Source organism: Pseudomaricurvus sp., assembly GCF_965662505.1.
In the GTDB taxonomy this organism is placed as follows: domain Bacteria; phylum Pseudomonadota; class Gammaproteobacteria; order Pseudomonadales; family Cellvibrionaceae; genus Pseudomaricurvus.
Window position 1 is genome coordinate 10,969 of sequence record NZ_CBFIHX010000001.1, and the last position, 13,128, is coordinate 24,096.

The 13,128-nt window shown below is 51.9% G+C and carries 7 protein-coding genes; 1 reads left to right on the forward strand and 6 read right to left on the reverse strand.

The annotated features are described in order from the left end of the window. Positions 1-25: 25 nt before the first annotated feature. From ACTG33_RS00060 to pilG, 6 genes are all read right to left on the reverse strand, one after another. Positions 26-6,598: an Hpt domain-containing protein gene (locus ACTG33_RS00060; protein ID WP_439133111.1), complete on the reverse strand. Its 6,573-nt coding sequence runs from the start codon at positions 6,596-6,598 to the stop codon at positions 26-28. A 55-nt stretch (positions 6,599-6,653) separates the two neighbouring features. Then, the gene (locus ACTG33_RS00065; protein ID WP_439133112.1) at positions 6,654-7,511 is read right to left on the reverse strand and encodes a CheR family methyltransferase; all 858 of its coding nucleotides are present in this window, start codon (positions 7,509-7,511) and stop codon (positions 6,654-6,656) included. A 21-nt stretch (positions 7,512-7,532) separates the two neighbouring features. Continuing rightward, a complete protein-coding gene (locus ACTG33_RS00070; protein WP_439133113.1) occupies positions 7,533-9,785 on the reverse strand; it encodes a methyl-accepting chemotaxis protein in 2,253 nt (750 codons plus the stop codon). Between the two features lie 444 nt (positions 9,786-10,229). Then, on the reverse strand, positions 10,230-10,826 hold the full coding sequence (locus tag ACTG33_RS00075) for a chemotaxis protein CheW (protein WP_439133114.1): 597 nt from the start codon (positions 10,824-10,826) through the stop codon (positions 10,230-10,232). A gap of 17 nt (positions 10,827-10,843) precedes the next feature. Then, a complete protein-coding gene (gene pilH / locus ACTG33_RS00080) occupies positions 10,844-11,206 on the reverse strand; it encodes a twitching motility response regulator PilH (RefSeq protein WP_439133115.1) in 363 nt (120 codons plus the stop codon). 180 nt (positions 11,207-11,386) lie between these two features. Further along, positions 11,387-11,782 carry a twitching motility response regulator PilG gene (pilG, locus tag ACTG33_RS00085; RefSeq protein ID WP_439133116.1) on the reverse strand — a complete coding sequence of 132 codons (396 nt, stop codon included), beginning with the start codon at positions 11,780-11,782 and terminating at the stop codon, positions 11,387-11,389. A gap of 315 nt (positions 11,783-12,097) precedes the next feature. On the opposite strand from pilG, the gene gshB reads away from it, so the two are divergent. Continuing rightward, positions 12,098-13,048, forward strand: coding sequence for a glutathione synthase (gene gshB / locus ACTG33_RS00090; protein ID WP_439133117.1), 951 nt, complete (start codon positions 12,098-12,100; stop codon positions 13,046-13,048). Positions 13,049-13,128: the final 80 nt, after the last annotated feature.

Below are 13,128 nucleotides of genomic sequence, written 5' to 3' on the forward strand. Positions count from 1 at the left end.
GTACCTCAGGCCTTCTCTGGTGAGATTACTCTTCCAGAGGAGCGTCTGCACTCTCATCGGCCATTTCGCTGTCATCGATCTCACCTGTCACTGCCAGGATATTCCGCAACAGGTTGTCTTCCTGATACGGTTTGCCGAGATAGCGATCGACACCCAAAGAGAAAGCCCGCTCGCGGTGTTTGTCGCCCGTACGAGAAGTAATCATAATAATCGGGATATGCTTCAAGCGACTGCTGGAACGAATATTTTTTGCCACCTCAAAACCATCCATGCGAGGCATTTCGATATCCAACAGCATGACGTCCGGAATATGATCCTGCAGCTGCAGCAGTGCATCAGCACCATCTTTCGCCGTGATGACTTCATAACCTTCACGCTCGAGGAAACGGCTGGTCACCTTGCGTACGGTTACCGAGTCATCCACAACCATGACGGTTTTAACTCTCTCTTCAATCACTTCTTCAACCGGAGACATCAACATCTCGGTATCGTGCAGCAGCGCGGCATCCTGACGGATCATGGCGTGCGGATCGAGAATTACCACGACGCTACCATCACCCATGACCGTGGCACCGGAGACGCCCAGCACCGTGGCAAACTGAGGACCCAGGCTTTTCACCACGACTTCGCGGCTGCCCATCAACATATCGACCTGCATCGCCACCGCGTGCTGAGCCGTACGCACCAGAACAACCGGCAATGGCATCGCCTGCCCTTCCAGTTTCGGACGCGCATCGCTGTTGAGCAGATTCCCCAGGTAGTTGACCTTGTACTGCTCACCCGCGTACTCAAATCGGGCCTCAGGGTCCTGATAGTAATGCTCCAACTCAAACGGACTGACACGCACAATACCTTCAATGGTATTGAGCGGAATGGCATAGCGGTCATCGCCAATCCGCACCATCAAAGCACGGTTAACCGATACGGTAAACGGCAGTCGGATGGTAAATTCAGTGCCTTCACCGGCGCGAGAGTTGATCGACATGGCGCCGCCCAACTGCTTGATCTCGGAGTGCACCACGTCCATACCCACACCGCGACCGGAAATCTGGGTCACGGATTCCGCCGTACTGAATCCGGCGTGGAGAATAAACTGCATGATTTCACGATCACTGAGCTTAGCCTCTTCACTCATCAGGCCACGCTCAATCGCTTTTTCACGCACACGCTCGAGGTTAATACCACGGCCGTCATCAATCAGGCGCAAAATAACATCACCGCCTTCACGACCGACGGTCAATACAATTCGGCCAGATTCGGATTTGCCCGCCGCAGTACGCTCTCGGGAAGGTTCAATTCCGTGATCCACTGCGTTACGCAGCATATGCTCCAGTGGCGCCACCATGCGCTCCAGAACGGTACGATCCAACTCCCCTTCGACGTTATCCAGTTCGAAGTTAACCCGCTTATCCAACTCACCGGATACCTGACGCACAATACGGCGCAGACGGGGAACCAAACGAGAGAAGGGCACCATGCGAGAACGCATCAGGCCTTCTTGCAGATCCGTGTTAATCCGGGATTGTTGCAGCAACAAGGTTTCAGTATCGCGTGTTTTGTCCGACAGCGTCGATTTCAAATCCATTAAATCCGACGCGGACTCAATCAGTGAACGCGACAGTTGCTGCAATTGGGAATAGCGATCCATTTCCAACGGATCAAATTCATCCTGCTCGGCCATCTGCTCCTGACGGAAAAGAATCTGTGCTTCGGTTTCAATATCCAGACGACGCAGTTGCTCTTGCAGACGGGCAATGGTCGAGTCCATCTCATCAATGGCAAAGCCCAGTTCACTGACCTGCTCTTCCATCCGGCCACGGCTAATCGAGGTCTCACCAGCCAAGTTCACCAATTCTTCAAGCAGCTCGGCAGACACTTTTACCACTTCTTGCGGCGCACTGCGTTTGGTCTGCATGGGCGCAGACACAGAGGAGCCATTGCCACCAGCGGTTTCTGGCTTCGTCGGTGGCAACTGAAAGCTTTCACCGCTGACAACCGGTACGTTGTCTTTCGGCGTGAAAGGTAAAACCGATGCCGAATTGTTTTCGGCAGAACCTTCGGACTTCTGCGGATCCGCAGGAGAGACCGGCTCTTCCGGGGACCCTTCACCCGTAGACTCTGCAGATTGCTGCGCCTCGATTTCGTCTTGTGCTGCGGTTTCGGTGGTCACTGACTGATCATCAGCCGAGCTCAGACTGGCCGTCAAAGCCTGTGACAGACTGCCTTCGCCCGCCATACCCGCTTTTACGTCTTCAATACCTTTCAGCAGCTGATCCTGATAGACATTCACGCGGTCAAAGAAATCTTGAGTGACTTGCGCGTTGTCCGAGAGATTGATGACATCTGTTTCGAAATCGTGAGACACATCCCCCAGCGCGGTCATGCCCGACAGACGAGCACCACCTTTCAAGGTGTGCAGAGCGCGTTTAAGTTCTTCTGAGCAATCCGTGCGGGACCAATCCTCTGACCAGTCGTGAACCGCCTGCTCTATCTCCTCCATCAATTCATCGGCTTCTTCCAGAAAGATTTCGATGATTTCGGGATCAATATCGTCATCCAGCTCTTCTTCTGCGGCTTCGTCGACCTCTGGCACTGCCGTCTCGGTTGAAACGAATGGCACTGGAGCGTCTTGTTCAGAGGGTTCATCGACAGCTGAGTCTGTCTCTTCGTGAGACTCAGACTCAACCGATTCTGATACTGATGCAGAATCACTTGCAACGTCCGTGCTATCAAACTCGAACGTGATGTCCAATTCTGGGTCATCAGTCTTGCTGCCATCTTCTGAGCTGCTCGGCACATCGACAGAGACACTATAATCATCGACAGAGACACTATGATCATCGTCAGAGGCGCTCTGATCACCTTCAGAGACCGGCTCTCCAACCGCTTGTATAAATCCTTCAGCCACATCGACGTCCAGCTCGGAGGCTTCGTTGACGTCAATAACTTCAATCGCATCAGAGAGTTCCTGATCGGAAAGTTCTTCAGCACTATCGGGGGCTGAATCCAGATCCGACGAAGATTCTTCTTCGACCGACCATTCCTTGAACGCTTCTGTATCTGATTCACCCTCAGCGTCGGCATCAGTATCAGGTACTGTATTCGCTGTAGCGCCTTCCAGCATTTGCTGCAGCGCTTTTAACTGTTGATCCAGAGTTTCATCTGTTTCCTGCAGGTTTTGCCCCGCGGCAACAGCATCCACCATGTCCAGCAGCTTTTCATGGGCAACCAGTAACGTTTCAAAATCATCGTGCCCCAGGCCACTGAGATCGTCACCTGCCGCCTGATAGATAGCGGCCAACTGTCGGCTGACCAAAGACATTGGCAGCAGGTGGGCATGCTCGGCACCTTTCGCCAGAGTATTCAGCTCAGCAATGAGCAAATCCAGTTTTTCTGGCTGTCCCGGCTCCTGGCGCCACTGCGAAATCAGGACGTCAGCATCCAGCAGAAGATTCATTTCTTCCGCCATAAAGATGGATAACAGTTTGGGATCAATAACTTTTTCTTCGCGCTGCTCCTGTTGACGAATCAGCGGACCTACCGACAAATCCCGCAGCTCGGCAACGCGAGCAAGGAACTGACTGAGCTTGGCAATGGTCGCAATCCCACCGCCACGAATCTGTTCAAGCGCCTCGTGGGTATAGGCCACACCATCCTTGAACAACTGCAAAATATCGTCATCGATATTTACCTGATAGGTACGCAACTCCTTGGCGAAACGCTCCAACGGAGTCGCCAATTCAGCGATGTCGTGAACATCGGCCATGTGCGCGCTGCCCTTGAGGGTATGAAGTGCGCGCTGCATGCCTTCGCTGGGAGGTGTATAGAGTGGTGCAGACTCCTGCATTTCCTCTATAAACTGCTCAACCACTTGCAAGTGAGTAATGGCTTCAGAGCCGAAAATTTCCCAGAGGATGGCGTTACTTTCGCCACCGTCATCGTCGCTATCATCGTCTTCATAGAAGCTTTGCTTTACCGGCTCGTTCGCAGGCACACTGGCTTCGTCAGACTCTGACGCAGCACTAGCTGAGTCAGTACCCAATAGCTCGTCCGGCTGCTCACCACGACAAATGGCTTCTGCCCACGCTGCAAGCTGCTCTGCCAATTCCGGATTGGGGTTCGGCAGTTTGTTTTCAAAAGCATGGATAAATTCAGGCAGGATAGCCCGGACACGGGTAATTAGTTCGACTTGTACCGCGTGAGAAGCAACACTGCCGTCGAGAATGCGATTAAGCATATTCTCAATCGACCAGGCGAGCTCGCCCAGATCGTTCGCCCCAACCATACGGCCACTGCCTTTTAAGGTATGGAACGCGCGGCGGAATTCAGTCAGAGAATCTTTATCGTCAAAGTCTTGGGCCCACTGAGGGAAAAACTCATCAATGGCTTCGAGAACTTCACCCGCCTCTTCAACAAAGATCTCCAGAATCTCTTCGTCGACTTCATCGTCTTCAGCCTCAGAATTGACATTCTCAGCTTCACTAGACTCTTCCGATTCGGAGCCGGTCTCATCATTCGTTTCTGTGGATATTGTCTCTGTGGATATAGCTTCTGTGGATAGAGTCTCAGTGATTACAGTCTCTGCGGATTCTGCTTCAGTGCTCTCTGCAGCCGACCACTCAGTTTCAAAAGACCCCGTGTGCTCCTGCGTGGCATCAACATCAACAGACTCTTCTGCATTATCGTCAGAAGCAGAAAGCTCTTCTTCGGATGGCGACTCAATCGTCCGTTCTTCTTCAGTTTCACCACCCACCTCAATATCGTCAGAGGCTGTCAGCTGAACTTCTGTAGTCTCTTCATCAACCGCTGGTGCTTCAGGGGGCAGAGTATCGACCGCAACGCTTTCGACAGCAGTGAATTTTTCCAACACCCTGGCAGCATCTACCGGCGGCTTTGGCGCCGCTGGGGATGACGGAGCAGTCCCGGCAATCCCATAGCCCAGAGAGTCAATACTCTCTTCGGCGAGAGTTAGCAGAACATCGTCATCGTCGTCGCGATCACCACTCAACCGCTCGAGGAAATACTCAACACTGGCAATCGCATCCGCCAGGGTATCCAGTGAACTCCACTCCGGGGTGATTTCATTGGCCAGCAATTCAGTTTCAATATACTGGCTACAACCTTTGAGAATGGCAGCGGGACGCGACAGGGGAATCATCGCCAAGCCCCCGCGAATCTCTTCCAGCTGCTGAGGCACGCCCGCAAGGTGCGAACGATCCCATTGGGAAGCGATGTATTCGATGATTGCGTCTTTAGCATGCTCGAGACCGTTGCGCGCTTCACGCAAGACGGTTTCCTGAGCCTGGCTAATATGAATCTGCTGAGTAGACTGAGGCTGTCCTCCGGGAGTACTGGTGGCTGCGGCCAGCATATCCAGACTCTGTTCAACAGCCAGAACTTCGTCGGCAACCTGAGTCAAAAGACTGTCGCTAACATTGTTTTCACCAATGGCAGCTTCGAGATGCTCAACCTGTGTCAGCATCTTTTTGCGAAGATCAGCAACACCAAGCACGGCCAAGGTATCAGCCACTCGCTTCATGACAGGCAAGGCTTCACTCAATACCGACGCGTCATCACCGGAAAGGCCTTCATCCAGGGCCTCTTTGATGGAAGACAATTCATCGTTAAGAGCTCCGACCACGGTGCGCATGGTTTCCGGATCAGGACCAGAAAACGGGGAGCTATCTTCCTCAACTGGCAATTGTTCCGGTAGCGCGGTATGCAGGGAAAACTCCTGACGCAGGCGATCGGCGCGCGGAGTATTTGCCTGACTGCGGGCCACGTAGTACAGCAGGTTTTTTATCAGCTCATCACGGGTAAAGCTTTTCAGTGCTTTAACACCATGTTGCTCAAGTAAGCGGATCTCTTTGTCGAGCTGGCGCATCAGCGTTTTCAGAGACACGCTGATTTCTATTTGCTCGTCACTTAATCCTTCGACAACAGCCAGAGCAATATCCCACAAGCGCTGCCGCCCCGTGCCGGCCGTGAGGCTGTACAAGCGGGCAAACACCTTCTGCAGGTAATCGAGATTTTCTTCGACCTTAACGCCACGAATCACACCCGCTGCCGCGTACTGATACATTTTGCGGAGTTTTTCTATTATCGCTTTAAATTGCTCAGGGTTTGCCTGTGCAGGGTTTTTCTTACCCTGAATTACTTTGGCTGCGGCAATATCCGGATTAAAGAACTGACTTTCTGACAAGAGGGTTGAACCGCGAGCAGCACGCAAGTCGTTAAGGATCGGTAGCAAACTGCCAGGATCGTCGTTGCGCTTGGCCTTCACCTGATCAAGATAGATAGGCAGCTGCAAAATTGCGCGCATCAATACTTCATGGGCTTCAGACTGGTTACTAACCTCGTCATTCATCAACGCTTGCGCAATGGCTTCCATTTCTTCGGCCAGCAACGCAGCACCGAAAAACTCCACCATCTGTAAACTGCCGTGCACCTGATGGATATGAGTCAGACAAAAGCGGATACGCGTGGAATCCTGGGGATTATCCACATAGGCTTCCAGTGACTGGCGAGCCTGCTTCAGGGTCTCATCGATTTCACCGATGACCCACTCTAAAGCTGCAAAATTTCGGTTATCTGCCATTAGTCAGGCATCCCCTTGGTTTATTCTTTTTTGTCCAGGCACGATCAATTTACCATCAGACATATACATAAGCCTGCACACGCTCATCCGCAACTCTCTGTAAATTCGGGTGTGTCCAGTCAACCATTTCGCCCAGACCAATCATCAAAATACCACCAGGCTTGAGGCGCGTAGCCAACTCGTTGAGAATTTCGCGGCGGCGCCAGCGTCGAAAATAAATCAGCACGTTTTGACAAAAAATGATGTCCATTTTCACCATCGGCATCTCAGCCACACTGAGAACGTTACCGTGTGAAAAGCAAACACGATCTCTCAGCTTGTCAACGATTTGATAGCTCTCGCGCTCACCGTCACAGGGCTTAAAATAGCGCGCTTGCTCATCGGTCGCGATGGGCTCTAACTTGCGCTTGCCATAAATGCCTTCGCGGGCAGACTGTAGCGCTGGCTGGCTGATGTCGGTTGCGGTAATGCCGTGATAAGGATCCAAGCCCGCCAATTCAAAGCAGTCATTGATGACCATAGCCAGAGAGTAGGGCTCTTCGCCAGTGGCACAACCCAAACTCCAGACTTCAAAACTGTCGCTCAGGCTTTGATTGTTGATGCGGTTCTGTAAAAAGCGGCGAACAAATTCGATGGAGTCCCGGTGTCTGAAAAAACTGGTTTCCTTCACCACCAGGCGATCGACCAAAACCGACCATTCCACCATCCCCTGTACGCCCGATGACACCTGACCGTAGTACTGAGCGTAGTGTTTGATGCCCAGTTCCCGCATACGGCGGGACAGCTGGATCTGCAAAAAGCTGCGCTGATGGGGCGCGACCTGAATGCCGGTTCGCGCTTCCAACAGTTTATTCCACTGCTCAAACTGTAAGTCTGAGAGCTCCGGAGCTGTTTGCAGTGACCACGTCGTCATACCTCAACCGTTCTCTTCACATCAAGCCGTGGTCGACTTATTACTTTGCTCTTCGGTATCCAGAAGATCATCCGGCAGATCAAAGCTTTCAATTTCTTCTGCCTCGGAGTCACTGTCAGACAGCTCCAGATCAATACCGTCGCCCAGATCCTGCTCTTCGGAACCAGTGCTGTGGACATCATCCAGAACATCGTCAGACATAGAGAAATCAACGCTGCCAACTGAGTAGCTGCTCTGATCAACTGTCTCGTTGAAGGCTTCTTCCGGCAGAGTAAAGCCAGCAACCGACTCACGCAGATCCAGTGCCATTTCGGCCAGAGTACCAATCGAGCCGGCCGTTGCGGCAGTACCGGAGGAGGTTTGAGAAGTAATTTCCTGAATCACGTTCATCGTGTTCGAGATATGGCCCGCAGACGATGCCTGCTGACGTGCCGCGTTGGAAATGTTCTGAATCAAGTCTGCCAGACTGGTGGATACCCCTTCAATTTCTTCCAGTGCAACACCCGCATCCTGTGCCAGACGTGCCCCGCGAACAACTTCCGAAGTGGTTTGCTCCATCGAGATAACAGCTTCGTTGGTATCGTTCTGAATCGCTTTAACCAGCGCCTCAATCTGCTTGGTTGCGGCAGCAGAACGTTCCGCAAGACGCTGAACCTCATCCGCAACTACCGCAAAGCCTCGACCGGCGTCACCCGCCATCGATGCCTGAATCGCAGCGTTCAGTGCGAGGATGTTGGTTTGGTCAGCAATGTCGTTAATCAGAGATACGATGTCACCAATTTCCTGCGAGGATTCACCCAGGCGTTTAATACGCTTCGAGGTATCCTGAATCTGCTCACGAATGGTATCCATCCCGTGGATGGTATTCTGTACCACTTTAGAACCGTTGTTTGCGATCGATACCGACCGCTCCGCAACCGCTGCCGATTCGGCGGCGTTAGCAGATACCTGGTCAATGGTGACGGCCATTTCGTTCACAGCCGCTGATGCACCGGCAATTTCCTGCGCCTGGTGCTCAGATGCTTCTGCCAGATGCAGTGCGGTTTGCTGGGTATCCTGTGCAGCAGAGGATACGTTCACCGCCGTTTCGTTAATTCGGGAAACCAGTACACGCAGTTGGTCAATGGTGTAGTTAATGGAGTCAGCAATCGCACCGGTGAAGTCCTCGGTTACGGTTGCGGTGGTGGTCAAGTCACCATCTGCCAAATCGGCAAGCTCATCCAGTAATCGCAAAATTGCGCTCTGGTTTCGCTCGTTGGTTTCTGCGGTCTCTTCCAGACGACGGTTGGTACCGCTATAGATTTGATACGCCAGTAACAGCAAACACAGAACAACAATGCCACCCAGAATCAGCGAGGTGGTGTTGTTTGGCTGACGCTGACTGGACAGCTGACCAATACCGTCAGACAGTTTGCTCAAGGATTCCAGCAGAACCGGGCCGTCGTCGAGTAGAGAATCGGCTGCGCTACGGGCTTTAAACAGTGCCGGAGACGCTTCAAAGATTTCTTTCACCGAGGAGCTTACAAACTCAAACAAATCCCCAATTTCTCTCAAGGATTCTACTGCGTCCGGGTCGGTCACCTTCGAGATACTCATCGCAGCATCACCGCTCTTCATACCGGTCAGAACCTTACCGAACAAGTTGGCATCGAGGTTAAACTGATCCGCCGCCTTATTGGCATCGCCTCCACCACGCAGCATCTTATCGATGTTTCGACCGATCCGTTCTGCACGCCAGGACTGCATCTGGGCCACGGCCACCTGATCCGCAGGTGCGCCGTTTTCCAGTAGAATTTCAACAATATAGTTGTGCTCTGCCTGCAATTCGGGAAGGGATTCGTTCAGTGTTGTTGCCACGTCATTCAGGAAGATGATCGTGTCTTTGTTGGAAATAATGGTATCAGCGGAAGACTTCACTCGCTGCCAGACACCTTCATAACCAGCCACCTCTTCGTTCAAAGCAGGACGCAAAGTGGAGTCACTGGCCTGCAGCTTACTCCAGATTGTATCCATATTGTTCAATACGCTCTGCAACTCGGTAAAGGCTTGCTCATTACCTGAGGTCGACTCCCTGGACAGGGCGGTTACCCGGTAGGACAAGGCCCGAAGCTCTGCGGTTAACTGCAGATATTCCTGATCTCGATTGGCTTCGCGCTGCACCATAATGACACTGGCGACCGTAGCCACCAATGCCAATAACAGGGCAATAACCAGAACCGTCATGGTTCTGTTTGCCCTGACGGCAGCGAAAAGGTTTCTGGACTGAATTTTCATGCTACGCGCTCCTGACCGACGTTGCGTTTATTACCTGTAACCTCGTGGAGGAGAGAGGAAAGTTAAGAACATCCGGCCATCCTGAAGCCTTCACGCTCTGCATTTACCCATCTCACCACTGGCTTACTTCTAGGGTCGCTCGTCAATGAGCGCCCTGCTGTTGTTGTAAACTTGCGTTGTAAACTTGCGTTGTAAATTTACGCTGCAAACTTGCGCTGTAAATCTGTGTCGTAAACTTGTGTTGCATGTAACGGTTTTACTGCTTGAACTGTCTTACTATCACTTTCAGGTTATATTGCCCGACCTGACGTTCTTGTCGAGTCAGCGCATGAACACCAACCCGATATACCTTCGAAACTTGCTGCATCTTAATCACTCAAAGCACCTGATTACTCACAGCACCTGGGCGCTTCTCAACCAAAGACTGGCAAACCCCAATAAATTTTAAATCTGGGCTGCATTCAGAAATTGTGCATCGGCACAGAGCCTTTCCGGGCGGAACACCGTCCATTCGACCCCGTCATTCAGATAACACCCCTCACTGAATGAGGCTGCATCTTGCTGCTCATAGCTCAACTCTGCACGGTAAGTATCGACGGGAAAGTGCTGCATACCGAAAACCCGATCCACCAGTAAACCGGTGTACAGGTCGTCATTTTCCAACACCAGGATGCGCTGCTGCTTGCGAGGGGAATGTATTCGATCCCCTAAAAACACCGCGAGATCGCAGACTGGCAACAGCCGGCCGCGCACGTTGGCAACACCTTTCACCCATGGTTTAACACCAGGCAAACGGGTGTAGTAAGGCACTTCAAGCATTTCACTGACTTCACCCATCGGCGCCACAAAGCGACGACCCATGAGCTCAAAGCCTATGCCACTCCAGTGCGGTGTGATGTCCACCTGAGCCGGCAAACCTTTCGCCGAGCGGCGGCTTTGCATCGCCAGATTGATCAGCGCCTGAAACGCCGCCTGACTTTGTGCACTGGTCTGGCCTTGATCGTCAGCCTGATTGCCTGATTCTGTTTGATTGTCTGACATAACTCCGGACTTCCGGCTTAAGCCAGAACCTCGCCAATCACATCCATCAAAACTTTTTCTTCAATCGGCTTGGTGAGATAAGCCTTGGCGCCCTGACGCAACCCCCACACCCGATCGGTTTCCTGATCTTTGGTGGTGACGATGATCACCGGGATATGAGATGTCTCTGCCGCCTTGCTTAATTGACGTGTTGCCTGAAAACCATTGAGGCCAGGCATAACGATGTCCATCAGAACGACGTCTGGCATTTCCTTCTTTGCGATGGCTACGCCCGCTTCACCCGCTTCGGCTACGATAACCGAATGGCCATTCTTCTCCAGAATGCTGGTGAGCTTGTAAGTTTCCGTAGGAGAATCATCAACGATGAGTACTTTTGCCATAAAACCAACCCCCTAAAAATGCTTCATCTATAATCAGCCTTTCGGCTTGTTATTATCGCCCCAAGTTACTATCGCCTGACCAATGGTAGTCAGGCTCGAGGTCAAATTTACTGGTAATGCCAGCAGGCTCTTTCCCGTCGATCTCTACTTATTGCAGTGAAGACCGTTCAAGAACCAGCCTCAGGATGCCTTACGAGCTGGCACATGAGCCTCAATTGCGCCCAGCAACTCACTTTTACTGAATGGCTTGGTGAGATATTCATCCGAACCCACAATGCGCCCTTTGGCCTTATCAAATAAGCCATCTTTACTGGACAGCATGATAACCGGCGTCGACTTGAATTCACTGTTGTTTTTGATCAGCGCACAAGTCTGGTAACCGTCCAAACGCGGCATCATGATGTCGACGAAAATGATATCGGGTCGGGTATCAGCAATTTTGGCCAGAGCATCAAAACCGTCGGTCGCGGTCACAACGGTGCAACCCGCTTTTTTCAAAAGAGTTTCAGCTGTCCGGCGGATGGTTTTACTGTCGTCTATCACCATCACTTTCAAGCTTTCGAGATTCACGTCCATACACACTGACCTTCGTCTTTGTTATTGCTATATAACCTGTTTTTTTAAATTCTTATCGCTTTATCTACTCTCACCAGCGTGCCGATCCCCTATCGACACACTAGCGGACTAACTTTTTAACACACTCTTTCCCCATAATCTATAAGTCACCAGAGAAGAAACCTTTTCTTCTGTTTCGTGATACAGACGCTTGCCTTTGTCGTCAAAATTTGCAACTCGTCAGCCAAGTCTCAAACTTCGAGGTTACAGTTGCTTTACGGCGCCTAAGGTCTTACCTTACTGGGCTGGATTTACTTCCCTCCTGCGAGTGGCACTATGACAATCAAGCTTGGGGTCGTTATGGACCCAATCGAACGCATCACTTACCTCAAGGATACGACTCTGGGTCTGCTGCTCGCAGCACAGGAACGAGGGTGTGAACTCTTTTACATGGAACAGCGGGATCTGTTCCTCGATAATGGCCTGCCTCGTGCCAGCATGCGCCAACTTAAAGTATTTGCCGACCCCCAACATTGGTTTGAGCTGGAAGACGCCCACACCAGGGATCTGTCGGAACTGAACGTCATTCTGATGCGTAAAGACCCTCCGTTTGATAACGAATTCATCTACAGCACCTATATCCTTGAAGCCGCAGAGCGACTTGGCACTCTGATCGTCAATCGCCCACAAAGTCTGCGCGACTGCAATGAGAAGATCTTTGCCACTCAATTCCCGCAGTGTTGCCCACCGGTCCTTGTAAGCCGTGACAGCCAACAATTGCGCGAATTTCACGCACAACATCAGGATGTTATCTTCAAACCGCTGGACGGTATGGGCGGCGAAGGAATCTTTCGCTGCAAAGCCGATGACCCGAATATTGGCGTCATTCTGGAGACCCTGACCGGACGCGGCCAACAGATGATTATGGCGCAGAAGTTCATTCCCGAGATTAAAGCTGGCGACAAACGAATCCTGGTGATTGACGGCCAGGCCGTCCCCTACGCGCTGGCTCGCGTGCCTGCTAAAGGTGAGACCCGGGGCAATCTGGCGGCCGGGGGCGCCGGAGTCCCGCAACCGCTGACCGAGAGAGACCAGTGGATCGTCGACCAGGTGTCTGACAGTCTGGTGGAAAAAGGTCTGATTTTTGTCGGCTTGGATGTTATTGGTGACTACCTGACCGAAATTAACGTGACCAGCCCGACCTGCGCTCGTGAAATTGATCGCGCCTACGACACGAATATCGGCGGCCGTCTGATGGATGCCATTGAGCAGCGATTGGCAGGTTAGTCATAGTTTCCATGGCACATAGATAGTTTCCATGGCATATAGATAGTTTCCATGGCTCATAGACAGCCCGTGAATAATCC